The 25,647-nt window shown below is 54.8% G+C and carries 27 protein-coding genes, 1 pseudogene and 1 other annotated feature; of the genes and pseudogenes, 13 read left to right on the plus strand and 15 right to left on the minus strand.

Features of this window, described 5'->3' with window-relative positions; genetic code table 11:
* The first annotated feature begins 419 nt into the window (after positions 1-419).
* Together ACREYP_RS10240 and ACREYP_RS10245 are read left to right on the plus strand one after the other, a co-directional pair.
* Positions 420-1,904: pseudogene (locus ACREYP_RS10240) on the plus strand (DNA/RNA non-specific endonuclease).
* Positions 1,904-2,233 (plus strand): hypothetical protein, encoded by a 330-nt coding sequence (locus ACREYP_RS10245; protein ID WP_336818185.1) that lies wholly within the window; start codon positions 1,904-1,906, stop codon positions 2,231-2,233. The pseudogene ACREYP_RS10240 and the gene ACREYP_RS10245 overlap by 1 nt, the downstream one beginning before the upstream one ends.
* Before the next feature lie 60 nt (positions 2,234-2,293).
* Here the strand turns inward: ACREYP_RS10245 and ACREYP_RS10250 are convergent, their stop codons facing one another.
* The gene (locus ACREYP_RS10250; protein ID WP_498881329.1) at positions 2,294-2,386 is read right to left on the minus strand and encodes a hypothetical protein; all 93 of its coding nucleotides are present in this window, start codon (positions 2,384-2,386) and stop codon (positions 2,294-2,296) included.
* 71 nt (positions 2,387-2,457) lie between these two features.
* On the opposite strand from ACREYP_RS10250, the gene ACREYP_RS10255 reads away from it, so the two are divergent.
* Together ACREYP_RS10255 and ACREYP_RS10260 are read left to right on the plus strand one after the other, a co-directional pair.
* On the plus strand, positions 2,458-3,438 hold the full coding sequence (locus tag ACREYP_RS10255) for a VENN motif pre-toxin domain-containing protein (protein WP_498881330.1): 981 nt from the start codon (positions 2,458-2,460) through the stop codon (positions 3,436-3,438).
* Positions 3,422-3,685, plus strand: a complete 264-nt coding sequence (locus ACREYP_RS10260) for a hypothetical protein (protein ID WP_166873354.1) — start codon at positions 3,422-3,424, stop codon at positions 3,683-3,685. Before ACREYP_RS10255 ends, ACREYP_RS10260 begins: the two co-directional genes overlap by 17 nt.
* Here the strand turns inward: ACREYP_RS10260 and ACREYP_RS10265 are convergent.
* Both ACREYP_RS10265 and ACREYP_RS10270 read right to left on the minus strand, forming a co-directional pair.
* Positions 3,671-3,835: a hypothetical protein gene (locus ACREYP_RS10265; RefSeq protein ID WP_498881331.1), complete on the minus strand. Its 165-nt coding sequence runs from the start codon at positions 3,833-3,835 to the stop codon at positions 3,671-3,673. The two genes, ACREYP_RS10260 and ACREYP_RS10265, sit on opposite strands and share 15 nt — an antisense overlap.
* A 49-nt stretch (positions 3,836-3,884) precedes the next feature.
* A complete protein-coding gene (locus tag ACREYP_RS10270) occupies positions 3,885-4,541 on the minus strand; it encodes an SDR family oxidoreductase (RefSeq protein WP_498881332.1) in 657 nt (218 codons plus the stop codon).
* Between the two features lie 75 nt (positions 4,542-4,616).
* Here ACREYP_RS10270 and ACREYP_RS10275 point away from each other — a divergent pair, with 75 nt between their 5' ends.
* On the plus strand, positions 4,617-5,543 hold the full coding sequence (locus ACREYP_RS10275) for a LysR family transcriptional regulator (RefSeq protein WP_336818188.1): 927 nt from the start codon (positions 4,617-4,619) through the stop codon (positions 5,541-5,543).
* A gap of 38 nt (positions 5,544-5,581) precedes the next feature.
* On the opposite strand, the gene yciA is transcribed toward ACREYP_RS10275, so the two are convergent.
* Genes yciA through ACREYP_RS10295 form a run of 4 tightly spaced genes read right to left on the minus strand, consistent with a single transcriptional unit; the run spans position 5,582 to position 7,755 of the window.
* Positions 5,582-5,977, minus strand: coding sequence for an acyl-CoA thioester hydrolase YciA (gene yciA, locus ACREYP_RS10280; RefSeq protein ID WP_008454281.1), 396 nt, complete (start codon positions 5,975-5,977; stop codon positions 5,582-5,584).
* Entirely contained in the window at positions 5,977-6,513 is a 537-nt protein-coding gene (locus ACREYP_RS10285) for a septation protein A (protein ID WP_166992051.1), read from the minus strand. The genes yciA and ACREYP_RS10285 overlap by 1 nt, the downstream gene beginning before the upstream one ends.
* A gap of 59 nt (positions 6,514-6,572) precedes the next feature.
* Positions 6,573-7,316, minus strand: coding sequence for a YciC family protein (locus ACREYP_RS10290; RefSeq protein WP_039294109.1), 744 nt, complete (start codon positions 7,314-7,316; stop codon positions 6,573-6,575).
* Positions 7,317-7,344: 28 nt separating this feature from the next.
* The gene (locus ACREYP_RS10295; protein ID WP_336818189.1) at positions 7,345-7,755 is read right to left on the minus strand and encodes a YkgJ family cysteine cluster protein; all 411 of its coding nucleotides are present in this window, start codon (positions 7,753-7,755) and stop codon (positions 7,345-7,347) included.
* A gap of 285 nt (positions 7,756-8,040) precedes the next feature.
* On the opposite strand from ACREYP_RS10295, the gene ompW reads away from it, so the two are divergent.
* Both ompW and ACREYP_RS10305 read left to right on the plus strand, forming a co-directional pair.
* The gene (gene ompW / locus ACREYP_RS10300; protein WP_008454288.1) at positions 8,041-8,673 is read left to right on the plus strand and encodes an outer membrane protein OmpW; all 633 of its coding nucleotides are present in this window, start codon (positions 8,041-8,043) and stop codon (positions 8,671-8,673) included.
* 128 nt (positions 8,674-8,801) lie between these two features.
* Positions 8,802-9,227, plus strand: coding sequence for a PH domain-containing protein (locus ACREYP_RS10305; RefSeq protein WP_008454289.1), 426 nt, complete (start codon positions 8,802-8,804; stop codon positions 9,225-9,227).
* A gap of 72 nt (positions 9,228-9,299) precedes the next feature.
* Here the strand turns inward: ACREYP_RS10305 and trpA are convergent, their stop codons facing one another.
* From trpA to ACREYP_RS10330, 5 genes are read right to left on the minus strand one after another with little or no spacing between them, the layout of a single operon-like run.
* Positions 9,300-10,106: a tryptophan synthase subunit alpha gene (gene trpA, locus ACREYP_RS10310; RefSeq protein ID WP_039294104.1), complete on the minus strand. Its 807-nt coding sequence runs from the start codon at positions 10,104-10,106 to the stop codon at positions 9,300-9,302.
* A complete protein-coding gene (gene trpB, locus ACREYP_RS10315) occupies positions 10,106-11,296 on the minus strand; it encodes a tryptophan synthase subunit beta (protein WP_336818190.1) in 1,191 nt (396 codons plus the stop codon). Before trpB ends, trpA begins: the two co-directional genes overlap by 1 nt.
* Positions 11,297-11,308: 12 nt before the next feature.
* On the minus strand, positions 11,309-12,670 hold the full coding sequence (gene trpCF / locus ACREYP_RS10320) for a bifunctional indole-3-glycerol-phosphate synthase TrpC/phosphoribosylanthranilate isomerase TrpF (RefSeq protein ID WP_336818191.1): 1,362 nt from the start codon (positions 12,668-12,670) through the stop codon (positions 11,309-11,311).
* Positions 12,671-12,674: 4 nt separating this feature from the next.
* Positions 12,675-14,270 (minus strand): bifunctional anthranilate synthase glutamate amidotransferase component TrpG/anthranilate phosphoribosyltransferase TrpD, encoded by a 1,596-nt coding sequence (trpD, locus tag ACREYP_RS10325; RefSeq protein WP_166992071.1) that lies wholly within the window; start codon positions 14,268-14,270, stop codon positions 12,675-12,677.
* Positions 14,270-15,832, minus strand: coding sequence for an anthranilate synthase component 1 (locus ACREYP_RS10330; protein WP_336818192.1), 1,563 nt, complete (start codon positions 15,830-15,832; stop codon positions 14,270-14,272). The genes trpD and ACREYP_RS10330 overlap by 1 nt, the downstream gene beginning before the upstream one ends.
* 21 nt (positions 15,833-15,853) lie before the next feature.
* Positions 15,854-15,951 (minus strand) — a sequence feature (Trp leader region).
* A 142-nt stretch (positions 15,952-16,093) separates the two neighbouring features.
* Between ACREYP_RS10330 and rnm the strand changes: the two genes are divergently transcribed.
* From rnm to rluB, 4 genes are all read left to right on the plus strand, one after another.
* Positions 16,094-16,990, plus strand: a complete 897-nt coding sequence (gene rnm, locus ACREYP_RS10335; protein WP_442892446.1) for an RNase RNM — start codon at positions 16,094-16,096, stop codon at positions 16,988-16,990.
* The gene (locus ACREYP_RS10340) at positions 16,987-17,607 is read left to right on the plus strand and encodes an L-threonylcarbamoyladenylate synthase (protein ID WP_008461305.1); all 621 of its coding nucleotides are present in this window, start codon (positions 16,987-16,989) and stop codon (positions 17,605-17,607) included. The genes rnm and ACREYP_RS10340 overlap by 4 nt, the downstream gene beginning before the upstream one ends.
* 10 nt (positions 17,608-17,617) lie before the next feature.
* Positions 17,618-18,439: a MerR family transcriptional regulator gene (locus ACREYP_RS10345; protein ID WP_008461307.1), complete on the plus strand. Its 822-nt coding sequence runs from the start codon at positions 17,618-17,620 to the stop codon at positions 18,437-18,439.
* Between the two features lie 190 nt (positions 18,440-18,629).
* Positions 18,630-19,517 carry a 23S rRNA pseudouridine(2605) synthase RluB gene (gene rluB / locus ACREYP_RS10350; RefSeq protein WP_498881333.1) on the plus strand — a complete coding sequence of 296 codons (888 nt, stop codon included), beginning with the start codon at positions 18,630-18,632 and terminating at the stop codon, positions 19,515-19,517.
* Between the two features lie 31 nt (positions 19,518-19,548).
* Here the strand turns inward: rluB and cobO are convergent, their stop codons facing one another.
* Positions 19,549-20,139, minus strand: a complete 591-nt coding sequence (cobO, locus tag ACREYP_RS10355) for a cob(I)yrinic acid a,c-diamide adenosyltransferase (protein ID WP_336818193.1) — start codon at positions 20,137-20,139, stop codon at positions 19,549-19,551.
* Positions 20,136-20,897, minus strand: a complete 762-nt coding sequence (locus ACREYP_RS10360) for a YciK family oxidoreductase (RefSeq protein WP_039294082.1) — start codon at positions 20,895-20,897, stop codon at positions 20,136-20,138. Before ACREYP_RS10360 ends, cobO begins: the two co-directional genes overlap by 4 nt.
* 256 nt (positions 20,898-21,153) lie before the next feature.
* Here ACREYP_RS10360 and sohB point away from each other — a divergent pair, with 256 nt between their 5' ends.
* Entirely contained in the window at positions 21,154-22,203 is a 1,050-nt protein-coding gene (gene sohB / locus ACREYP_RS10365) for a protease SohB (protein ID WP_008461314.1), read from the plus strand.
* A gap of 36 nt (positions 22,204-22,239) precedes the next feature.
* On the opposite strand, the gene ACREYP_RS10370 is transcribed toward sohB, so the two are convergent.
* The gene (locus ACREYP_RS10370; RefSeq protein WP_008461316.1) at positions 22,240-22,491 is read right to left on the minus strand and encodes a YciN family protein; all 252 of its coding nucleotides are present in this window, start codon (positions 22,489-22,491) and stop codon (positions 22,240-22,242) included.
* A 400-nt stretch (positions 22,492-22,891) separates the two neighbouring features.
* Here ACREYP_RS10370 and topA point away from each other — a divergent pair, with 400 nt between their 5' ends.
* Positions 22,892-25,489, plus strand: a complete 2,598-nt coding sequence (gene topA, locus ACREYP_RS10375; protein WP_008461318.1) for a type I DNA topoisomerase — start codon at positions 22,892-22,894, stop codon at positions 25,487-25,489.
* Positions 25,490-25,647: the final 158 nt, after the last annotated feature.

Genomic DNA, 25,647 nt, shown 5'->3' on the forward strand with positions numbered 1-25,647 from the left:
ATAAGAAATGATAAGTTTGATGATTATATTTATATAGAGGTTGTTACAGATAAATTAATAAATAAAGTTGAGATTCGTATAAAGCCGAATATAAAAATAAGGTCTGTTATTCGATAAAGCAAAATCCCGGCCTTTCGAGATTTATAACCAGTCTGTTACCGGTTACCGCTGTGGCTTACTGAGCACTTCGATCATGTAGCGCTGGCCGATAGGCTCGGAAGAAACCTTTTTCTAAACCTTCATATTGATGAAAGTAGACGTTATTAAGCATAACGCAGCACGTGAATCAGCAGCAGGACGTTGCCACGCTGAGTCGCGACACCGATCATGCCAACGGCAGCATCGGGCAGATCTTTAACAAAGAGGAAGAGCAAAAACGCCTGCAGACGGCGCAGCTGGTGGGTGAAATCGGCGGCCTGATGACCGGCGTGGTGTCGACGTATGGCGATCTGCAGGCGCTGGATGCCGTGCGTGCCAAAGATAGCAAATACGCCAGCATGAGCGCTGCAGAACTGCGTAATACGGAGGACTACCAAAAAGCCTTTGGCGACTACGGCATCGGCGGTAAATACCAGATGATAGCGCAGTCGGTGAGCGGCATTCTGGCGGGCGCCGCCGGGGACGATTTCAATAAAGCTCTGGCGGGTGGTCATCACCCGGTGATGGCGCAGGTTATTAAAGGGGCCACTACCAGGGGTGACGAAGTCAATGAACCTGTCAATCTGATGGCGCACGCGGTCTGGGGCGCTCTGGTGGCGCAGCTCTCAGGCAGCAATGCGGCGGCAGGCGCGGCGGGGGCATTCAGCGGCGAACTGGCGGCAAGGCATATCGCCGCCGAGATGTTCCCGGATACAAAACCTGGGGATTTGAATCAGGACCAGAAACAGCTCGTTAGTCTGCTCGGCACTATGGCGACAGAGATCGCCGGCGGCGTGGTAGGGAATAGCACCGCGTCAGCAACCACGGGCGCGCAGGCTGGGAAGAATGCGGTTGAGAATAATCTTCTTGGAGGGATAGAACCAGGTCTTCATGAAAAGTTCGTCCAGGAACACGGGAAGGATATAGCCTCCTGTGCAACCAATCCGGGCGGTGCGGCCTGTCAGCGCGGATAGGCAGTTAATAAGGCAATTGCTATTGCCCTTGGTGCCGGTGCGGCAGGTGGAACAATCGCGGCTCTGACGCCAGCGGCGGCGGCGGTTGAAGCCGGAGTGAGCGCCTGTATGGCAAATCCGGTACTGTGCGCGAATGAAATTGCTATCTGGTTTGCTGAGTTGGGGATGGGTGATGCGCTTCCGGCAGGGCTTGCGGTTGGTGCTACCGGGAAGATCACCGCAGATCAACTGAAGCTGCTTACGGAGATTAAAGCGGCGAAAGAGATAGAGCAGCAGACCGGGAAAGCGATCAGTGCTGAAACGCTGGAAAAGATAACTCATAGTTCTGGTGGTAAAGGAAACTGGAGTAGTGAATTAAATAAACCGAAGCCTAATGAAACTTACCCAGTTGATGGAAATAAAGTTTTTAAAACAGATGATCTAGGGCGGACATCAAGTGTTGAGGCGAAACTGTCTTTGAACACAAATGACCACAATACTTATCAGCAGTGTAAGGCAGGTAAGTGTGGTATCTCTGGCGATGAAGGCGGCCATTTGATTGCATCTAGATTTAACGGGCCAGGAGAAAAAACAAATCTTGTTCCAATGAATGGGAATCTGAATAAAGGTGCATGGAAACAGATGGAAAATGACTGGGCTAAGGCATTGAAAGATGGTAAGGAAGTCAATGTTAATATCCAACCTATATATTCAGGGAATAACCAAAGGCCTGATAGGATAATTGTAAAATATTCTATTGATGGCAGTAGACCAGTAAATATTGATTTTAAAAATTCTCCTGGAGGAAAGTAATGGAATATCATGGCTTTGAGCAAAAAATAGGTCGTATATTGTATAGCTGTGGACCTGAGAATGCTCAAAAAATAATCGTTAAAGCTGAGGTTTTCACTGAAGATGATGGTGGGAAATACGAATTTGACTATCTTGATGAAAACGGTGAATTAGATTGGTTTGATCCTGATAGGCATGCGATTGCTGATTTGACGGATGTATTAATTGAATATAAAAGGTTCTTCTTGGATAACAATCTAACTAACGGCCAGCCGATATGGTCAAAATGTGAAATAATCGTTGATATACCAGAAGGAAAAATAAGCATAAACCTTCAATATGATGATTAACTAAGTAAAATCCCGGCCATCGCGTCGGGATTTTACTTGATACACCAGTCGGTTAGCGTCTCACCGCTGCGACTTGCCGATCACTTCGATAAGCTCCGTCACCTGCTTTTGCTTGCGGGCGGAGAACATACAGACCCGGCACAGGATCTGCATGATCTCCGGCTCTGGCGGGCGCCGCCGGGGGCGATTTCAGCAAAGCTCTGGCGGGCGGTCTGAACCCGGTGATGGCGCAAGTAATTAAGGGCGACACAACCGACGGTAACAAAGTCGATGAACCGGCTAACCTGATGGCGCATGCGGTCTGGGGCGCTCTGGCGGCGCAGCTCTCAGGCGGCAATGCGGCGGCAGGCGCGGCGGGGGCATTCAGCGGCGAACTGGCGGCGAGACAAATCGCCGCAGAGATGTTCCCGAATACAAAACCTGGGGATTTGAATCAGGACCAGAAACAGCTCGTTAGCCTGTTAGGCACCATGGCGGCAGGGATCGCCGGCGGCGTGGTGGGGAACAGCACCGCAGCGGCGACCACGGGTGCTCAGGCCGGGAAGAATGCGGTGAATAACAACGCATTGAGTGATTGTTGGAACCAAATATTGCCATCAGAAACACAGGATTACGTACAGGCCGTAGCCACGTGGAATCAGTATGCGAAGGACAAAAATCTGACACCGGAGCAAATTCAGATGGGTATGGATAAAATGGCGAAAGGCGACCTGCCTGATGGTGCTAATATCGCCAAAGTTATCGTGAATGGCTATAAGGATGGTGTGCTGATAGCTGCGGCCGGTTATTTAGGACCAGCCGCATCGGTAGGTAAAGTCGTGGGCGGTGTAGTTATCGCGGAAATCGCTAATGGTTCTTATCAGTGGTTTGATCTGAGTAAGCCCGGAAATGAAAACAAATCATGGGACTACTGGGGAAGCGCTACAGCTGGCATTACGGGAGCGTTGTCTCCGGGGCGAAGCATATGGCAGAACGCAGGGATAGCGGCAGGCGGAACTCTATTTACTGATGGGCCAGATAGAGGTGCTTTAATTGGTACAGGAACTGGGTGGGTATTCGGTACTGTAGTTGGAGTAATTGCTCCCCCTGTATTAGGCCCTGTTTTAGGTTCAGGTTCAGCTCCCACAGGTGATATTATTGGTGCTATAGGTGGCGAATTTATCAGCAATGCAGTAAAGGATGAAATAAATGGAACGAAAAAATAAAGCTACTGTAGGCTTACTGTTCCTGAGCATTGCATATATGGTTTTCTGTTGCGTAATATTTTTTTCCGTGGCTCTAATAATTGTGAAATTTGTTATTAGCCATGAAGTGGATATTAAACAATCAGATATTAAACATGTTTTAGTTGCCAGTATTATTGCAGGAACAGCGACAGCATTTAGATCTTGGATTTTCGCCAAACTAGATGAACGCAAAGCCCGTAAAGTGCCCCCATCAGATCCTGATTAATCCTGTAAAAACCCCGGCCACTGAGCCGGGGTTTTGCTTTATATGCCAGCCAGTTAGCACCTTACCTATACGGCCTGCCGATCGCCTCCATAAGCTCACCTGGCGTTGCCTGCGTGCTGAGAACTTACAGACCTTCTTCAGGATTTGCATGATACCCGGCGCTGCCGGGCGTTTACCGCCATCAGAATCAGGCTAACTTTTATCCGCTAAACGTCATTTCAGCCACCCATTCGGCTTCGGGCTGCTGGTACAGCGCCCAGAACGTATCGGCCACGCCGGTGGCCTCGGCGGAGTCCGGCTCAATCAGCGCTGCTACCGTGACGGATCCTACGTGTACGCCATGCGCTCTGGCATATGGGAAGAGCCCCAGCGTCAGGGCGCGAACGCCTGCTTTGCCAATGCTGATCGAGATGTATTCCGGGTTAGGGTGCACTCCCCAGCCGCCACCGGTGAACAACAGGGCGCCACGTCCGCGGGCAAACATAGTTTTCAATGCGGCCTGGGAGGCAGCCAGCGCCCCGCCGATATTGACCGCAAGGTCGGTGTTAAAGGTGGCGATCTGCTGGTCGAGCACTGACCCCGGGTGCAGATGTGCCGCGTTGTAGTGCACCGCGTCGAGGGTGCCGAATTCGGTCTCAGTCTCCTGTATTAAAGCTGCAACGGCATTGGCATCGGCGGCATCGACAACCTTAGCGTGCGCCTGGAAGCCTTTGCTGGCGAGGTGCGCCGCAAGTTCGCCAAGTTTCGATGCATTCCTTGCGGCTAAAATCACCACAAAACCTTCACGGGCGAAGCGTTCCGCCGTGGCATAGCCGATCCCCGGCCCGGCCCCAATGCTAAGAAAAGTTTTCATCATTTACTCCTCAATAAGTTCGCGAGCACTGTATCATCTGCATAAATGTAGATAATCCATCAATGGGGCAATTGCTTAATGCAAAATATGCAGGAATTCAGCGAACATCTTAAAATTGACGAGCTGGCCGCCTTTGCCGCGGTGGTGGAAAACAACGGTTTTGCCGGAGCCGCGCGCGTGCTGGACCGTAACGCTACCGTGATATCCAGAAGAATTCAGCACCTTGAATCCCGGTTGGGTACCCGGCTGCTGGCTCGTTCCACGCGTCATGTTGCGCTGACCGAGGCCGGGGAGCTTTTTTACCGCCGCGTGCGGGGCATCCTGGATGAATTACACAATGCTCAGCTGGAAGTCAGTGAATTTACGGCTGCTCCGGTTGGAAACCTTAAAATTTCTCTGCCGCTGACCTTTGGCCGACGCTGGATTACCCCCAAACTGTCGGCCTTTTTAGCCGAGTATCCCGGCATTCACCTGGACGTCAGGTTTACCGACAGGCTGGTGGATCTGGTGGCCGAGGGCTACGATGTGGCCATCCGCGTCGGGCGTCTGACCGACAGCGCGTTGATTGCCCGCACGCTGGGGCAGTTTGAATACCAGCTTGTCGCTTCCCCGGCCTGGCTGGGACAGCGCGAGATCGCTTCCCCCGCGGACCTCAGCGAGCATCATTGCCTGGGGCTGGTGAGTCATGCCAGCTGGCCAGACTGGATTCTGGTGAACGGCGACAGCAAAGCCACCGTGAGAATTAAGGGCCCGCTGCAGACGGACAATTCAGAAGCCCTGTTGCAGGCGGCGGTGGATGGGGTGGGGATTGCCCTGGTGCCCGACTGGCTTATCACGACCGAGCTTGCTTGTGGGCAACTGGTTCGGGTGTTGCCGGCCTGGAAAGGCCAGGATCGGGGCGGCGTCTACGGCATTATGCCGCCGGGTAGATTGATTCCGGCCAAAACGCGCCTGTTTATTGATTATCTTCTGCAGAAAATGGGGGAAAAGCGGTCGGTCGCGTGAAGGGAAAATAAACTGCCCGGCGTAACCGGGCAGGAGAGTTACTCGGCTTGAGGTATCGCGCGAGGCTTGCCTTCTTTATCCACGGCGACATAGATAAATATCGCCTCGGTGGCTTTGTAGCGCTGGCCGATAGGCTCGGAAGAGACCTTTTTCACCCAGACTTCCACGTTGATGGTGATGGACGTTGTCCCGCGCTTAACGCAGCGGGCGTAACAGCACACTACGTCTCCCACTGCCACTGGCTTCAGGAAAGTCATGCCGTCCACACGCACGGTCACGACGCGGCCATGAGCGATTTCTTTGGCCTGAATGGCGCCGCCCATGTCCATCTGCGACATCAGCCAGCCGCCAAAAATATCGCCGTTGGCGTTGGTGTCCGCTGGCATCGCCAGAGTGCGCAGCACTAATTCACCTTGCGGTAATTCGTTCGGCATTACTGCTCTTCCTTTGGCATATGACGGTAGATGTAGACGCCGCTCAGCAGGGTAAAGACCAGGGTGATGGCGGTCAGCCCGAACACTTTAAAGTTAATCCAGATACTTTCCGGGAGCCAGAACGCCACGTAAATATTCAATAAACCACAGGCGATGAAGAACAGCGCCCAGGCGATATTCAGGCGAAACCACACTTCGGTTGGCAAAGTGATTTCTTTGCCCAGCATGCTCTGAATCAGCAGCTTGTTCATGCCGAACTGCATCACCAGCAGCGCCGCCGCAAACAGGCCGTAAATCAGCGTGACTTTCCACTTAATGAATTCCGCGTTGTGGAAGTAAATGGTCAGGCCGCCAAAGACGGCAACCATCACGAAGGTGACCAGCGTGGTCTTTTCCACCTTGCGGTACTTGACCCAGCTATAAACCAGCGCGAGGGCGGTGGCGATGATCAGCGCCCAGGTGCCGACAAAAATGTCGTACATCTTATAAAAAGCAAAGAAGACAATCAGGGGCAGGAAGTCGAGAAACTGCTTCATAATCTGTTCCGTAAAGAGGTGACTCCTGACTATAACGCGCGGTCAGGAGTCGGGGAAGGTTATTGACGTATCAACATGTACAGGCGGAATAAGTAGATCAGCAGCACGGCTGAAATCAGGTTGCTTATGGTATTCGCAATCACGGCCCCGGCCTCCGGCGACAGCGCGGCAAAGCTGGATGCCAGCAGCAGTAACGCCGTTTTGGCCGCCAGCCAGGCGACGACCGCAGGGGCAACAAGGCGCATGTTCGCCCACACAAGGCGCAGGCTGCTGCGCATAGAGCGGAAAATCCCAATTTTATCCTGCACCAGCATTACCGGGGCAAGCGACAGCAGGATTGCCAGCAGCACGCCGGGCACAACCACAAGCATAATGCCGATTTGCACCAGCAGCGTGGTCAGGAAGATCAGAATGAACATTTTTGGCAGCACGGGCGCAGAGGCACCAATCGCGCGCAGGGCGCTAACGCGCTGGCCTGCAGAAACGATTTGCATCAGCACCATCATGCTGGCCGCCAGAATAGCGTTGCCAATCAGGCCCGAAAACGTGGAGGCCGCAGACGCTTTCAGTAACACTTGCTGCTGTTCCAGCGACATATTCTGCACTAAATCAAACAGCCCGACGCTGCCCGCCAGGTTATCTCCCTCACTCAGAATCGCCATTTGTTCTTCGCTGGGCGAGAACGCGCGGCCAATAATCACCGAAATTAAGGCGCAAAGTAACGCAATCAGCAATATGGTAACAAACTGATTACGCAAAAAATTCCCCGTGTCACGGTATACGGAACCTGCCGTGATAGACATGCACTCTCCTTGATGTTGCTAGCGGTTATCAATCTGGGGGCAATTGTACCCTGGATGAGGCTGCCGTGGCACCACAAAGACTTTCTATAAGCGGTTGAATAGCGTCAGTTCCGTACAGCGGCACCAGGCCGTAGCGGGCTCGTGCCCGGTTGCAGGCATCGTGGGTGACGCCGTCTTCCCCGGACATCGCAAACTCGCGGCACGGCGAAGGGCGATTTTCATAAATGCTGCATCTGACCCGCTGACCTGGCTCGCCCTCCAGCGCCACGCAGCGGCTGTTGCGCTGGTTAGTGCCGCTCATGCAGCGCAGAAAGGGGGTAACCGGCTCGGTTAAATGTGAAGGGACCAGGCCGCCGGCGTCGTCGGCTTCAGCCCAGTAGAAAGAGACACGAAAGTAAGCACAACAGGCACCACAAGTCATACAAGGGTTATCGCTCATCTTGCACCTGCAACTTCTGATTTCACGTTTCAACGGTTGAGGAGAACACCCAAATTAGCCAGAGCAGGTCTTTTTGCAAGAGGCGGATGGGGAAGAATTTTCAGGATGTGATTATTCACAAAGTTGATCTGGTTTCGGTTTGTTGTTTTTCACCGCGCTACCAAAAATTAATCCAGATCATTGAATGTTAAATTAGAGGATAAAGTGTGATCGGTGTTAGATCACTTTGTACTTCTTTCTGAGTATATTCAGCCCGCTGTTAAAAACCATAACAAGGGAAGGGCTATGAAAAAACTCACACTGGCATTACTGGCGATGGGATGTCTGTCCGGTGCGGCGTCGGCGCATCAGGCGGGGGAATTCTTTATGCGCGCGGGTACCGCGACGGTTCGACCCACCGCGGGCTCGGATGACGTGCTCAAAATGGGCGGCTTTAAAGTTGATAACAATACGCAGCTGGGGCTGACCTTCGACTATATGGTCACCGATAACATCGGGATTGAGCTGCTGGCGGCGACGCCGTTCCGTCACAAGGTCGGGCTTGGGCCAACCGGCGATCTTGCCACCGTGCACCAGCTGCCACCTACGCTGATGGCGCAGTGGTACTTTGGCGATGCGGGTAGCAAAGTGCGGCCTTACGTGGGCGTCGGCGTAAACTACACCACTTTCTTTGATGCAAGCTTCAACGACACCGGCAAAAGCGCGGGCCTGAGCGATCTGAAAGTGAAAGATTCGTGGGGCGCTGCGGGTCAGGTCGGGCTGGATTATCTGGTGAACGAAGACTGGCTGCTGAACATGTCCGTCTGGTATATGGACATCGACACCACGGTGAAATTTAAAGCAGGGGAAGACCAGCAGAGCATCAAGACGCGCATCGACCCGTGGGTGTTTATGTTCTCTGCGGGCTACCGTTTTTAAGTCTCTCTTCATCGGAAGAAACTGGCTGTTTAATGGCCAGTTTCTTTGAGTGCGTACATTAAATTTCAATTAGTCATATTCTGAAACGAGATGCTATTATTCCCCGTCTTCTTTTAATGGGTAGAAAAATGGCATATATCGACTCCAACTTAATTGGCAATGAAGAAGTTTTATATCGTGGGCAGGTGACTCTGTGGGCATGGCTGCCCTGGATCCTTTGGGGAATCATTTTAGGGTTCATGACCATCGTTGGTTTTATCCTGATTCCATTGGGGTATTTTGTTGTACGCTCCAATGAAGCGGCTATTACTAATAAGCGACTGATCGCTAAATCGGGCTTAATTAAGCGTGATACCGTTGAAATCCCGATTAAGAAAATATCCAGCCTTCAGGTTCGACAAGGGATTATTGGTCGCATGCTGGGTTATGGTTCTCTGGTGATCAGTGATTCCGGGGCTGGTCACGCGCCGATTCGTTTTATTAAAGATCCAATGAGATTCAGACAGCGCTTTTTTGAATATCAGGAAGAGCTGGAAAATAAAGCAGCCAGTTAACATAACCACAATTTCTGTTAATACGGCGGCAGGTCGGGGGACTAAACCGGTCGGCCGCCGTTTTTGTTTACCTTAACCCCGCGTGGCGGCTTTCATGTTCTGCACGAACTGTTTCAGTTCGCTGAGCATTACTTCAGGCTGTGCCAGGTTCTTTTCGATGATTTTCACCACCGCAGAACCTGAAATCGCGCCTGCAGCACCGGCGGCAATGGCATCGCGTACCTGAGACGGTTCGGAAATACCAAAGCCTTGCAGAGGCGGCGCGGCCTGATACTCACCCAGTTTCTCAATTAAATGATGCAGCGGAAGCTGAGCGCGCGTTTCGGTGCCGGTAACGCCTGCACGGGAAAGCAGGTAAGTGTAACCCCGGCCATGAGCCGAAATTTCGCGCAGCAGCGTTTCGTCGGCGTTTGGCGGGCAGATGAAAATAGGCGCAACGTTGTGGCGCATTGCGGCATGGCGGAATTCAGCGGACTCTTCCACCGGCACGTCGGCAACCAACACAGAATCCACGCCCACTTTGGCGCACAGCGCATAAAATTCGTCGATGCCACGGTTAAAGACCAGGTTGGCATACATCAGCAGACCAATCGGGATCTCCGGGTATTTTTGGCGGATCGTCGCCAGCATTTCAAAGCACTGGGTTGGCGTCACGTCAGAGGCAAAAGCCCGCAGCGCCGCGCCCTGGATGGTTGGGCCATCCGCCAGCGGATCGGAGAACGGAATGCCCAGTTCGAGCGCATCCGCGCCGCCTTCAACCAGCGCATCAATAATTTTCAGCGAAAGCTCAGGGTTTGGGTCGCCCAGCGTCACAAAGGGAACGAATGCGCCTTCCTTGCGGGCCTGCAGCTGTTCAAACAGATGATGATAACGTTCCATTACATTTCCCCTCGTGCTTTCAGAATATCGTGGACGGTGAAGATGTCTTTGTCGCCGCGGCCAGAGAGGTTCACTACCAACAGCTGCTCTTTTTCAGGGTTCTCACGCATTATTTTTAAGGCATGGGCGAGGGCGTGGGAGGACTCCAGCGCGGGAATAATCCCTTCGCTGCGGCACAGCGCTTTAAAGGCATCCAGCGCTTCGTCATCGGTAATAGAGACGTAATCGGCGCGGCCGGTGCTGTTCAGGTACGCGTGCTGCGGCCCCACGGACGGGAAGTCCAGCCCGGCAGAAATAGAGTAAGACTCTTCGATTTGCCCTTCGTCGGTTTGCATCATTGGCGACTTCATACCGAAGTAGATCCCCACGCGGCCGTGTTTCAGCGGTGCCCCGTGTTCTCCGGTTTCGATCCCGTGCCCGGCTGGCTCAACGCCAATCAGGCCCACGCTGGTTTCATCGATAAAGTCGGCAAACATACCGATGGCGTTGGAGCCACCGCCCACGCAGGCGATTACCGCGTCAGGCAGGCGACCTTCTTTTTCCAGAATCTGCGCTTTGGTTTCTTCGCCGATCATGCGCTGGAATTCACGCACGATGGTCGGGAACGGGTGCGGACCTGCGGCGGTGCCGAGCATGTAGTGCGCGGTTTCATAGCTTGCAGACCAGTCGCGCAGCGCCTCGTTACAGGCATCTTTCAGGGTGGATGAGCCGCTGTGCACCGGAATGACTTCGGCCCCCATCAGGCGCATACGGAAGACGTTTGGCGACTGGCGCTCGACGTCTTTGGCTCCCATATAAATACGGCATTTCAGGCCGAGCAGGGCGCTGGCGAGGGCAGAAGCTACGCCGTGCTGACCCGCGCCGGTTTCGGCGATGATTTCGGTTTTGCCCATACGCTTGGCAAGCAGCGCCTGGCCCAGCACCTGGTTAGTTTTGTGCGCGCCGCCGTGAAGCAGATCTTCACGCTTGAGGTACAGGGTGGTGTTGGTGCCTGCGGTGAGATTTTTGCATTTAGTCAGCGCCGTTGGACGGCCCGCGTAGTTCTTCAGCAGGTCGGTAAACTCCGCCTGGAACTCAGCGTCACTTTGCGCCGCCACAAAAGCTTCTTCGAGCTGGCGCAAAGCAGGCATCAGGATCTGCGGCACGTACATCCCGCCAAATTCACCAAAATAAGGGTTCAGTAAAGTCATGGTATCTCTTCCTTAGTAAGCCCGCAGGGTCCGGAAGACCGCAGCCAGCTTGTTAGCATCTTTTATTCCCGGCGCACTTTCCACGCCAGAGTTGAAATCCAGTCCCGCGCAGCCGGCTTTAGCCGCTTCCACGCAGTTATCCGCTCCGAGGCCGCCCGCCAGAATCACGTTGTCCAGCTTTTGTCCGGCTAACAGTCGCCAGTCAAAGCTTTGCCCGGTGCCGCCCTGGCCGTTATCGAACACGTATTTGTCAACGTGCTGCAGATTCCGCTCAGGAAGCGTGTCGGCCACGCTCAACGCTTTCCAGATTTGTGTTTTCTCCGGCAGCAGCGCTCGCAGCTCAGTAATGTATGCCTGGGTTTCAGCGCCGTGAAGCTGGACTGCGCTCAGTGAGAACGTCTCTACTTTCTGCACAACTTCTGTTATCGGCGTATTTCTGAATACACCCACGTAGCGAAGCGGGGCGGAGGCAATTACTGCGGCGGCTTTCTCATCGCTGACAAAACGCGGCGAAGTCGGGACGAAGATCAGGCCACCGTAAATAGCTCCGGCTTCCTGAGCCGCACGAGCATCTTCCCCCCGCGTCAGGCCGCAGACTTTATTCTCCCCAAGCAACACGCGGCGTACCGCGGCGCTCAGGTCATCCTCGCTCATCAGCGCGGAGCCAATCAGGAATCCGTTGGCGAAGTGGCTGAGTTCACGAACCTGAGCGTAATGATTAATGCCCGATTCGCTGATTACCGTGACGCCGTGGGTCAGACGCGGGGCCAGCTGGCGAGTGCGGTCCAGGTCAATGGACAGATCGCGCAGGTCGCGGTTGTTGATGCCGACCACTTTGGCCCCGAGCGCGATGGCGCGCTCCAGCTCTTCTTCGTTGCTAACTTCGGTCAGCACGCCCATGTTCAGGCTGTGGGCCACGGCGGCCAGCTGGCGATACTGTTCATCGTCCAGCACCGAGAGCATCAGCAGGCAGGCGTCCGCCTGGTAAAAGCGCGCCAGATGAATCTGGTAGGCGTCGATAATAAAGTCTTTGCAAAGCACCGGCTGGCTGACAATCCCGCTGACGATCGGCAGAAAATCGAAGCTGCCCTGGAAGTATTTCTCGTCGGTCAGCACCGACACGGCAGAGGCATAATGCTTATAAACACCGGCGATATGAGCCGGGTCGAAGTCATCGCGGATCGTCCCTTTGGACGGGGATGCCTTTTTGCATTCAAGAATAAAGACGGTGCGGGCCCCCTGCAGCGCGTCATAGAAGTTCCGCGTGGCGGGCACAATCTCATTCTGGAAGCTCGCCAGCGGCTGCTGCTGTTTGCGGGCTTCGACCCACAGCGCTTTGTCAGCCACGATGCGGTTTAAAACGGTCTCCTGCATTCCCTTATCCTCTTCCTGCGAGCGCGGTGACGCGGTCATATGCGGCCCCGCTGCGCAATACATCCAGCACTTTTTTGGCGTTAGCCTTCAAGTCTTCATGGCCGTGCAATCGCATCAGCATCGCAACGTTAGCCGCGACGGCAGACTCGTGCGCGGTCTCACCTTTACCTTGTAGCAGGCGAGTCAGAATGTCACGGTTTTCTTCCGGCGTGCCGCCCGCCAGTGCTTCCTGGTGATAGGCCGGAAGGTCGAAATCGGCGGCGGTCAGCTGGTAGCTTTTGATTTCACCCTGATTCAGTTCGGCGACCAGCGTCGGCGCATGGAGCGACACTTCATCCATGCCGCCGCTGTGAACCACAGCTGCGCGTTTATAGCCGAGGACGCGCAGGGTTTCAGCAATCGGCAGCACCAGTTCCGGGCTGTAGACGCCGATCAGCGCCAGCGGCGGATGCGCCGGGTTAATCAGTGGCCCCAAAACATTGAACAGGGTGCGCGTTTTCAACTGCTGGCGAACCGGCATCGCGTGGCGGAAACCGGTGTGGTACTTAGGCGCAAACAGGAAGCAAACGCCCAGCTCGTCCAGCGCTTTACGGGAAGCATCCGCGTTCATTTCCAGGTTGATGCCAAACGCTGCCAGCAGATCGGAGGAACCCGAACGGCTGGAAACGCTGCGGTTGCCGTGTTTGGCGACCTTTAGCCCGACCGCGGCGGCAACAAAGGCGCTGGCGGTGGAGATGTTAATGCTGTTGCTGCCGTCGCCGCCGGTGCCGACGATATCGGCAAACTCGTAGCTCGGGCTTGGGAACGGCGCGGCGTGCTCAAGCAGGGCAGATGCGGCGCCGGCGATTTCGTTCGGGTGTTCACCGCGCACCTTCATGCTGACCAGCGCGGCCGCCAGCTGTTCTGGCTTCAGCTCACCGCGAACGATGGCGGAAAACAGCTGGTGGCTCTCTTCGCGGCTCAGGGTTTGCGCCTGGTAAAGCTTGTCGAGGATCGGCTGCAGCGTATTGGCCTGCTTCAGCTTCTGCAGCGCCCAGTCGAGGGTCTGCTCCAGCAGGCGAGCGCCGTGGCTGGTGAGAATGGATTCCGGGTGGAACTGGAAGCCCACAACCCGGTCAGCCTCGTGGCGAACCGCCATCACCATGCCGTCGAAATGCGCGTTGATGGTCAGGCCGGCAGGGATGTTGCTGCCCACCAGGGAGTGATAGCGCGCCACCGGCAGCGGGTTAGGCAGCCCGGCAAACATCGCTTCGCCGTCATGGGAGATAGAGGAGGCTTTGCCGTGCAGGATTTCGCCCGCCTGGCCGACGTAGCCGCCGTAAGCCTCCACAATGGCCTGGTGGCCGAGGCAAATGCCAATAATCGGCAGTTTACCGCGCATTCGCGTCAGTAATTCCGGCATGCAGCCCGCTTCGCTTGGGGCACCTGGCCCAGGGGACAGCATCAGCACCGGGTTATCCATGGTGGCCAGGCGTTCGATCAGCGTTTGTGCCGGGACGTGGTTACGGTAAATCACCACGTTGTGGCCGTTCGCGCGCAGCTGGTCCGCCAGGTTATAGGTGAATGAGTCGATATTATCGAGCAGCAGGATGTCAGCCATTAGAAAATCTCCTGGGCGTGATGCGCGGTAGCAATGGCGCGCAAAACAGCGCGGGCTTTGTTGCGGGTTTCGTCGGCTTCGGACTGCGGGTCTGAATCAAGGACAACGCCAGCGCCGGCCTGCACGGTGGCAATGCCGTCTTCGACGTAGGCTGAGCGGATGACGATGCAGGTATCGAGGTCGCCGTGGGCGGTGAAATAACCCACCGCGCCGCCGTAGCTGCCGCGACGAACGCCTTCGGCCCCGGCAATCAGCTGCATCGCACGCACTTTCGGCGCGCCGCTCAGGGTGCCCATATTCATGCAGGCGCGGTAGGCGTGCAGCACGTCCAGGTCGTGACGCAGCTCGCCGACAACGCGGGAAACCAGATGCATCACGAAGGAGTAGCGGTCGACTTTGGTTAAATCCGCCACGTAGCGGCTGCCCGGAGTACAAATGCGGGCAAGATCGTTCCGCGCCAGGTCAACCAGCATCAGGTGTTCTGAGAGTTCTTTATGGTCGGTACGCATTTCCAGCTCGATGCGGCTGTCCAGGTCTCGATCCAGCGATCCGTCGGCGCGGCGGCCACGAGGGCGGGTGCCGGCAATCGGGTAGATCTCAATCTGGCGATTCGTCGCATCGTATTTGAGCGAGCTTTCCGGGGAAGCGCCGAACAGTGTGAAATCGTTGTCCTGCATAAAGAACATGTACGGGCTTGGGTTGCTCTTCTTCAGCGTCTGATAAGCCGCCAGCGGTGACGGGCAAGGCAGCGAGAAGCGGCGGGACGGCACAACCTGGAAAATTTCACCGATGCGAATGGCTTTTTGCATCTGGCGCACAACCGCCCCGAACTCTTCGTCTGTCTGATTGACATCGCAGCTCATGTGCTCAACTTTCTGCACCGGCAGGGCTGCAGGCTCTTCACTGATTTGCTGGCGCAGCTGTTCGGTGCGTTTCTGCAGACGCTGTTTTTCGCTCACGGAAGGCGTGAAGAGGCTGGCCTGAATGCGGGTTTGTTTTTTCTGGTGATCGATGGTCAATAAGGTTTCGGCCAGGTAGAAGCAGTAGTCCGGGCAGCGGTTGTCCTGTTTAAGCTGCGGCAGGTCCTCAAAACCGGCCACCAGGTCGTTGGCGAACAGACCGCCGAAGAACATCGCATGGCGTTCATCCGCGGGCACGCTCACCAGTTCCTGCATAAGGCGGAATGCGTCAAAGACCGACAGCGAGCACAGGCGCGCGTCTTCATCTAATAACGTGCTGACCGTTGGGAAGCGAAGGGTACGGCCATCCGGGAAGTGCTCGTTTTCGACGCCAGCCGGCAGGGCGGCATCCAGCAGCGGCAGCAGGGAAGCGCCGTTAGCAGACAAGGCCTGTAAGGTGACAGTGTCACCTAAGGCCGTAATGCGCATGGCGCTATCGACCAGCAGCAGGCTTTTTAAGTCGTCTTTGCTGTCGATGTCTGCGGACTCCAGCAGCAGCGTCGCAGGGCGCGCACCGCACAGCTGGTGGAAAAGGGCCGTTGGGTTTTCACGGTAGGCAGCTGCGCTGCTCAGGAGTTCAAGTGCCGGTTTTTGTGTTTGCATTTTAGTTCTCAAATTTTGTTCAAAAAAAAGCCCGCATCGTTGGCGGGCCTGGTATCTGTGCTGTTAAACAGCGTACGCGATCGCACCGCCCGAGTTCAGGGAGTACGCCACCAACCGTGCAGGGAATTCATCGCTTTCATTTCAGATACCTCGTTATGTGAACTTGCGTACTAGTAAACTGGTTCGCGGCTTTATTGTCAATACCGATTTTTTAAAATAGCCGATTATCGTTATCATGGGCCGCTAAATTTCTGTCTATCCATTTCTGGAGCCATTTTGAGCGAGCCCACCCTGGCCACGATCCACGATTTACACAGCCACACTACTGCCTCGGACGGCCTGTTGTCTCCTGAAGCTTTGGTTAATCGCGCGGTAGATATGCGCGTCACGGTACTTGCCATTACCGATCATGACACCGTCGCTGGTCTGCCTGCCGCAAGGGCTGAAATCCAGCGCCTGAATTTACCGCTACAGTTAATTAGCGGCGTTGAAATTTCCACCGTCTGGGAAAATCACGAAATCCATATCGTTGGCCTGGGTATTGATGAACAGCACCCGGCGCTGAAGCTTTTTCTTGAGCAGCAAAGTGAACGCCGCAGCCAGCGCGCCGTAATGATTGCCGAACGTCTGGATAAAGCGCGTATTCCCGGTGCGCTGGAAGGGGCAATGCGTCACGCAGGCAGCGGGGCAATTACCCGCGGGCATTTCGCTCGTTTTCTGGTCGAGCAGGGCAAAGCCAGCAATATGGGCGATGTTTTCAAAAAGTATCTGGCTAAGGGGAAAACCGGATACGTTCCGCCCCAGTGGTGTACAATAGAACAAGCTATTGATGTGATTCATCATTCTGGCGGGCAGGCGGTGCTGGCGCATCCAGGGCGCTACGGCCTGACCGCAAAATGGCTAAAACGACTGCTGGCGCACTTTGCCGAACACGGTGGCGATGCCATGGAAGTTGCGCAGTGCCAGCAGGCTCCCAACGAACGTACCCAGCTTGCCAGCTACGCTAAGCAGTTTAATCTGCTGGCGTCGCAGGGGTCTGATTTTCATCTACCCTGCGCGTGGATTGAACTGGGCCGTAAGCTGTGGCTACCGGCGGGCGTTGAGCCCGTCTGGCAGCACTGGGAGCAGAGCCGCATCGCTAAAGAGAGGGCAGTATGAGTCAGTTTTTTTATATCCACCCGGATAACCCGCAGCCGCGCCTGATTAATCAGGCCGTCGATATTATTCGTAAAGGCGGGGTCATTGTTTACCCTACCGATTCCGGCTATGCGCTGGGCTGCAAGATTGAAGACAAGGGCGCCATGGAGCGCATTTGCCGCATTCGTCAGCTCCCTGACGGCCACAACTTTACCCTGATGTGCCGGGATCTGTCGGAGCTGTCGACATACGCCTTCGTCGACAACGTGGCATTCCGTCTGATTAAAAACAACACGCCGGGGAATTACACCTTTATCCTGAAGGGCACCAAAGAGGTTCCCCGTCGCCTGCTGCAGGAAAAACGTAAAACTATCGGTTTGCGCGTGCCGTCAAACCCGATTGCGCTGGCGCTGCTTGAAGTGCTGAATGAGCCGATGCTGTCGACTTCGCTGATGCTACCTGGTAGCGAGTTTACCGAGTCCGATCCTGAAGAGATCAAAGATCGCCTCGAGAAAGTGGTGGATCTGGTTATCCACGGCGGCTATCTGGGGCAGCAGCCCACCACGGTTATCGATCTGACTGAAGACGCGCCGGTTGTTATGCGCGAGGGCGTCGGGGACGTTAAACCTTTCCTGTAAGGAAATCGCTATGGCCCGATTTAACATTGATGTTCTGGCTTCTCAATGCGGCGTGACGCCCGCCAATATTCGTAGCTGGCAGCGTTATGGGTTGATCAAGCCGCAGGTGGATGAGAACGGGCACCGTTTTTTTGATTTTACCCACTGTTCGCAGGTCGCCGCGATTGTCGGCTGGCTTGAGAAAGGGGTAGCTCTGTCGGATATGCTGGCGCTGCTGAAAGGCGAGAAAATGTCTCCGCCTTTCAGATGGCTCGACGTTCAGGAAGCCCTGCTGGCGCAGTGTGAGGCGATGCAGCCGGCGAAGTTGAGGGCGCTTATCTGGCGCTATGGCCGCGAAGTCCCGCCTGCTATTTTTATTGATGAGGTTATCCGCCCGCTGAGACTATGGCTTAACGCTGATGCACAGCAGGAACAGGCGATGAATAGCGCATTGCTTGATACGGCGCTGATTGAATATGCGACGTTCGTCCTGGCCAGTGGGCGCAAGCGGCCCGGCGGCAGTCTGTTTATTCTGGCACTTTCGCTAAAAGATCCCGTCGAGCTTTGGCTGGAAGGGATCCGTTTTGCCAGCGACGGTTTTTGCGTTGAGGTCCTGGATCGCGGTATTCCCTGCCCGGATCTTAGCCGTATTCATGCGGACCACATTATGATTTGGGCCGATAAGGCGCTGGATGCTAACCAACAGGCACAGTATCACCGCTGGCTGAAGAGCGGAATTCCTGTTTTTCTGGGAGGCAGTGAGGCCGCCAGAGGAAATAAAAATGTGGCTACTCCGCGCAATTGTGCTTCCGGCGAGCAAGCTGCACTGCTGGATACTCAGAGCCAGCGGTGAGCAAATCTGGAAACGGGTTTTCACTCCATTTACGTTAAAATTCGTGTAGTATGTGCGGCCACGATGCTGTCAGCGGTTTTCCTGCATTGCCGGGCAGCCATTCAAATTCGTATTTATACTTCATCAGGCCCATGCCTTTTGATTTCAAAGTATCTGAGACGCCTGTGAAGGCGACACCCGAGGAAGCTCAATGAGCGAAAAGTTACAAAAAGTGCTGGCTCGCGCTGGCCATGGTTCCCGTCGTGAGATTGAAACCATTATCTCTGCAGGCCGCGTAAGCGTTGACGGTAAAATTGCCACGCTTGGCGATCGCGTTGAAATTACCCAGTCGCTTAAAATCCGCATCGATGGTCATTTGATCTCCATCCGTGAATCAGCGGAACAGATCTGCCGCGTGCTGGCCTATTACAAGCCGGAAGGTGAGCTGTGTACCCGCAGCGACCCGGAAGGGCGCCCAACCGTTTTTGACCGTTTACCAAAGCTGCGCGGTGCACGTTGGATTGCCGTTGGGCGTCTGGACGTGAATACCTGTGGTTTACTGCTGTTCACCACCGACGGAGAACTGGCAAATCGCCTGATGCACCCAAGCCGTGAAGTGGAGCGTGAATACTCCGTACGCGTGTTTGGCCAGGTGGATGACGACAAAGTAAGACAACTGTCTCGTGGCGTGCAGCTTGAAGATGGCCCGGCGGCGTTCAAAACCATCAAGTTCACCGGCGGGGAAGGCATTAACCAGTGGTATAACGTGACCCTGACCGAAGGCCGTAACCGTGAGGTTCGTCGCCTGTGGGAAGCTGTCGGTGTTCAGGTGAGCCGCCTTATTCGCGTGCGTTACGGTGACATTAATCTACCGAAAGGTCTTCCGCGCGGGGGCTATACCGAGCTTGACCTGGCGCAGACAAACTACCTGCGTACGCTGGTGGAACTGCCGGAAGAAACCAGCAGTAAAGTGGCGGTAGAAAAAGATCGCCGCCGCATGAAAGCGAACCAGATTCGTCGTGCCGTGAAGCGTCACACCCAAGTGACCGGCGGCAACCGCCGCGCCAGCAGCAGCCGTAATAACGGCAGCGGCAGCTAAATCTTAACCCCTCTTTTGAGGGGTTTTTTTATTAGTAATCAATACCCATCTGCGCCTTCACCCCGGCGTCAAACGCATGCTTAACCGGGCGGAGTTCGCTGATCGTGTCGGCCATCTCCAGAATCTCGCGGTGACACCCGCGGCCGGTAATAATGACAGTTTGATTCACCGGGCGGTTAGTCAGCGCGCTTAAGACGTCTTCCAGCGGAAGATAATCATAGGCCACCATGTAGGTCAGCTCGTCGAGGATCACCATATCCAGCCTGGCGTCTGCCAGCATCCGTTTGCCATGCTCCCACACCGCAAGGCAGGCGGCGGTATCCGTATCCCGGTTTTGCGTTTCCCAGGTAAAGCCTGTCGCCATCACCTGAAACTCAACCCCGTGTGGCTCCAGCAGATTACGTTCGCCGTTCGGCCACTGGCCCTTGATAAATTGAATGACGCCGACTTTTTGGCCGTGGCCTACGGCGCGGGTAGCGGTGCCGAATGCGGCGGTTGTTTTACCTTTCCCGTTGCCGGTGAAGACTATGAGGATCCCGCGCTCCTGCTGGGCTTCTGCAATGCGCGCATCAACCTTTTCTTTCTGGCGCTGTTGGCGCTGCTGATAACGCTCTTCGCTCATTCTGAAATCCCCGGTTTACGGTTAGGCTGGGCATCAAAACTCATGCCGGTCTTACGGCGGCTGTCGTCGCCCATCAGCCAGAGATAAAGCGGCATTAAATCCCGGGGCGTTTTCAGTTTAGCCGGATCTTCCGTGGGGAAGGCGCTGGCGCGCATTGCGGTGCGAGTACCGCCTGGGTTGATGCAGTTTACGCGCAGGTTGTGCTGCTTATACTCCTCCGCCAGCACCTGCATCATGCCTTCCGTCGCGAACTTCGAGGCGGCGTAAGCGCCCCAGCCAGCGCGGCCCTGGCGACCCACGCTTGAGGTGGTGAACACCAGAGAGCCAGATTCGGATTTAAGTAATAAAGGAAGTAAAGCCTGAGTCAGGAAAAAGGTCGCATTGACGTTCACCTGCATGACGGCCTGCCAGGTGTCGGGATCCTGCTTGTCCATCGACACGACATCGCCAAGAATACCGGCATTATGCAGGACTCCATCGAGGCGAGGAACCAGCGCGCTAAGCTTGTTAGCCAGCGCATGGCAATCTGCCGACGTGGCGGTAGCCAGGTCGAGCGTGAACCAGTGCGCGGGGAGCAAACCGTGAGACTGGATCTCACCGGCGACGGCGCGGAGCTTTTGCTCATTGCGCCCCAGCAAAATCACCGAAGCACCAAATCTGGCATAGGTGAGTGCGGCGACGCGGCCGATGCCATCGCTGGCACCGGTCACTAAAATAATGCGATTTTTCAGTAAATTATCTTGCGGCTGATAGTGCACGGTTTTACTCCTCGCGTGATGCAATATGCTCACGTCTTATTTCTCGTTAAGTTACCTGGCTTTATGCCTTAAAGACGGGCGTATTTCAATCAGTCAGCCGGAGACAATGCTAAGGATTAACATTTTGCAAAAATTTCCCCGAGCCAAATCTTTTAAGGATGCCCTCATGCTGCCTTTATAGTTACTTACAGACGAACGTGTGCCTGCTCGGGTACACTGCGGAGATTAACAATGCTTGGTGATAAAGGCGGTAAATGTGGATCTGATTGCTGACTATGGACTTTTTTTGGCTAAAGCGGTGACCATCGTGGTGGCAATTGGTGCCATTGCACTTATCCTGGTGAACGTTGCGCAACGTAAGAAACAGGGCCGGGGTGAACTAAGGCTGACGAATCTGAGCGAGCAGTATCAGGATGTACAGCAGGAGATGCAGGTCGCTATGCTCGACCCGCATCAGCAGAAGCTGTGGCTTAAAGAAGAAAAGAAAAAGCTTAAGCTCGAAGCGAAGCAGGCAAAGGCGCGGGCTAAACGTGGCGAAAAGGCCAGTTCAGGCAAGCCGACGCTTTACGTCCTCGACTTTAAAGGCAGCATGGATGCCCACGAGGTCAGCTCGCTCCGTGAAGAAATTACCGCCGTGCTATCAGTTGTTAAACCCAAGGATGAAGTTTTGCTGCGCCTGGAAAGCCCTGGCGGAGTGGTTCATGGCTACGGGCTAGCGGCATCACAGCTCCAGCGCTTGCGGGACAAAGCCGTGCCTTTAACCATTGCGGTGGATAAAGTGGCGGCCAGCGGCGGCTATATGATGGCGTGTGTGGCCCAGCGCATTGTGGCCGCGCCCTTCTCGATCATCGGCTCGATTGGCGTTGTCGCGCAAATCCCTAACTTCCATCGACTGCTTAAGCGCAATGACATCGACGTGGAGCTGCACACCGCGGGGCAGTACAAGCGCACGCTGACCCTGCTGGGTGAGAACACTGAACAGGGGCGTGAGAAGTTCAGGGAAGATCTCAACGAAACGCATCACCTGTTCAAACAGTTTGTCAGCAGCATGCGTCCGGGCCTTGATATTGAATCAGTGGCTACGGGCGAGCACTGGTACGGTACCCAGGCGAAAGAAAAAGGTCTGGTTGATGACGTGGCGACCAGCGACGATCTGCTGCTGGGGATGATGAAAGATTTTGACGCTATTAATGTACGTTATTTGCAGCGTAAAAAAATGATGGACCGCTTCACCGGTAGCGCGGCGAATAGCTTAGATCGCCTGCTGTTGCGCTGGTGGCAGCGTGGTGAAAAACCACTGCTGTAAAGCAAAAAAGCGAGGCGTTTAAGCCTCGCTTTTCGTTTAGCCCTGCAGCGTATACTTTTCTGACAGGACGTGGGCCAGGTGTTTAAACATATTAAACACCGCCGTACTCTTCGGCGTGGGCAAACCTTGTTCGTCCAGGAAGTATTCTCCACTAAAGACCAGCACGCCGTTTTTTTGCTCCACGCCGGTGGCTTCCATTCCGTGCAGGAAATCCTCATGTTCACGAATGATTTTGTTCGCCTCTGCGAGGAGGGATTCGCGGTCAATAGGCTGAGTTGTCTCTTGCATGATGTTCTCCTTAAAAAACTGGCGCTAGTTTACGTCCGCTTGAGGGAAAAGGGCAAATTTTCCCTGTAAACCCTGTGGCCTTAAAAAAGTTAACCGTGCTGGCGGGATCCGGTATTGCATGCTAATAAAGTTGCGTAACATATTTTATCAGGTAGAGTGTGACGCTTTCGCAAATCTGGCAACAGAATTGCTTGACATTCGACCAAACTTCCGTCGTGCTATGCCACTTGTTTGAGACTTTAGGCCTTCAATACCCGACGAGTGAGCCGTGGGTGTTGCAGGTTATTGAAAAAAAGAGTTGATCTCCTTCTACGCTGCCGCAATATAAAAAAGCGCGTCGCCAGTGGAAGGTGAAAATTTGCGACGTATTCCTGGAAGAATTAAATAGGTAAAGGTGAAAATGGGTAAAGCTCTCGTTATCGTTGAGTCCCCGGCAAAAGCCAAAACGATCAACAAATATCTCGGAAACGACTACGTGGTGAAGTCCAGCGTCGGTCATATCCGTGATTTGCCGACCAGTGGATCAACCACCAAGAAGAGCGCTGACTCTACCGCCGCCAAAGGGGCCAAAAAGGTCAAAAAGGATGAACGCGGAGCGCTCGTCAACCGTATGGGTGTCGATCCCTGGCATGACTGGGATGCTCATTACGAAGTGCTGCCTGGCAAGGAGAAAGTGGTCTCCGAGCTGAAATCACTGGCAGAAAAAGCAGACCACATCTATCTCGCAACCGACCTTGACCGCGAAGGGGAAGCCATTGCCTGGCACCTGCGGGAAGTTATCGGTGGCGACGACACCCGCTACAGCCGCGTGGTGTTTAATGAAATCACTAAGAATGCGATTCGTCAGGCGTTTGAAAAGCCGGGTGAACTGAATATTGACCGTGTGAATGCCCAGCAGGCGCGCCGTTTTATGGACCGCGTTGTGGGCTATATGGTGTCTCCGCTGCTGTGGAAAAAAATTGCGCGTGGCCTGTCTGCCGGGCGCGTTCAGTCCGTGGCCGTTCGCCTGGTGGTTGAGCGTGAACGCGAAATTAAAGCGTTCGTCCCGGAAGAGTATTGGGAAATCGATGCCAACCTGTCGACGCCGAAGGGCGATGCGCTGCCGGTACAGGTGAGTCACCATAAAGACAAACCGTTCCGTCCGGTTAACCGCGAGCAGACCATGGCGGCCGTTAGCCTGCTTGAAAAAGCGCGTTACACCGTTCTGGATCGTGAAGACAAGCCGACCAGCAGCAAACCGGGGGCGCCGTTCATCACTTCCACGCTGCAGCAGGCTGCCAGCACCCGCCTTGGCTTCGGCGTGAAGAAAACCATGATGATGGCGCAGCGTCTTTACGAGGCGGGCCACATTACCTATATGCGTACTGACTCTACTAACCTGAGCCAGGACGCGGTGAGCATGGTACGCGGCTACATCGAAGAAAACTTCGGTAAGAAATACCTGCCGGCGGATGCCAATCAATACGCCAGCAAGGATAACTCTCAGGAAGCGCACGAAGCGATTCGTCCTTCTGACGTGGCCGTGCAGGCGGAAGCGTTAAAAGACATGGAGGCGGATGCCCAGAAGCTTTATCAGCTGATTTGGCGCCAGTTCGTCGCCTGCCAGATGACGCCAGCGAAATACGACTCCACCACGCTGACGGTGGAAGCCGGTGAGTACCGTCTGAAGGCGCGTGGCCGCACGCTGCGCTTTGATGGCTGGACGAAAGTGATGCCTGCGCTGCGCAAGGGGGATGAAGATCGCACCTTACCGGCGGTGAATCCGGGCGAATCTTTGACGCTGGTTGAACTGCTTCCAGCCCAGCACTTTACCAAGCCGCCCGCGCGTTTCAGCGAAGCGTCGCTGGTGAAAGAGCTGGAAAAACGCGGGATTGGCCGCCCGTCCACCTATGCCTCTATCATTTCAACCATTCAGGATCGTGGCTACGTGCGCGTTGAGAACCGCCGTTTCTACGCCGAAAAAATGGGTGAAATTGTTACCGATCGCCTGGAAGAGAACTTCCGCGAGCTGATGAATTACGACTTCACGGCGCAAATGGAAAACAGTCTTGACCAGGTGGCCAATAACCAGGCCGAGTGGAAAGGCGTGCTGGACAACTTCTTCACTGATTTTAGCGGCCAGCTTGAGAAAGCGGAGCAGGATCCGGAAGAAGGCGGTATGCGTCCGAACCAGATGGTTCTGACCAGCATCGACTGCCCAACCTGCGGCCGTAAAATGGGGATCCGTACCGCGAGTACCGGCGTGTTCCTCGGCTGTTCTGGCTATGCGTTACCGCCGAAAGAGCGCTGCAAAACCACCATCAACCTGGTACCGGAGAACGAAGTTCTTAACGTGCTGGAAGGTGACGATGCGGAAACTAACGCCCTTCGTGCCAAGCGTCGCTGCCAGAAGTGCGGCACGGCGATGGACAGCTACCTTATCGATCCGAAGCGCAAGCTGCACGTGTGCGGTAATAACCCGACCTGTGATGGCTACGAAATCGAAGAGGGTGAATTCCGCATCAAGGGGTATGACGGCCCAATCGTTGAGTGTGAGAAATGTGGCTCCGAAATGCACCTGAAAATGGGGCGTTTTGGTAAGTACATGGCTTGTACTAATGACGAGTGTAAAAATACCCGTAAGATCCTGCGTAACGGCGAAGTAGCGCCACCGAAGGAAGATCCGGTGCCGCTGCCAGAGTTGCCGTGTGAGAAGTCTGACGCGTATTTCGTGCTGCGTGATGGCGCCGCTGGCGTCTTCCTGGCCGCGAACACGTTCCCGAAATCTCGTGAAACACGCGCCCCGCTGGTTGAAGAGCTGCATCGCTTCCGCGATCGCCTGCCGGAGAAGCTGCGCTATCTGGCCGACGCTCCTCAGGAAGATCCAGAGGGGAATAAAGCGTTCGTTCGCTTTAGTCGTAAAACGAAGCAGCAGTACGTGGCTTCTGATAAAGACGGTAAAGCGACCGGCTGGTCAGCCTTCTTCGTTGACGGCAAATGGGTCGTTGGTAAGAAATAATTCTGCCTGAACCTGTGAAAACCGGAGCCTGTCTCCGGTTTTTTTATGGTGCCTTATATAACTCGTTTATTATCTTTTTATCCCATCTATACAAAGTAGCTATAACTGATATAGTGAGTAAAGCAATGTCAATTTTCGTTTTTTTTGCGTCTTAACCC

Source organism: Enterobacter sp. TMH.L2 (assembly GCF_050847315.1).
In the GTDB taxonomy this organism is placed as follows: domain Bacteria; phylum Pseudomonadota; class Gammaproteobacteria; order Enterobacterales; family Enterobacteriaceae; genus Cedecea.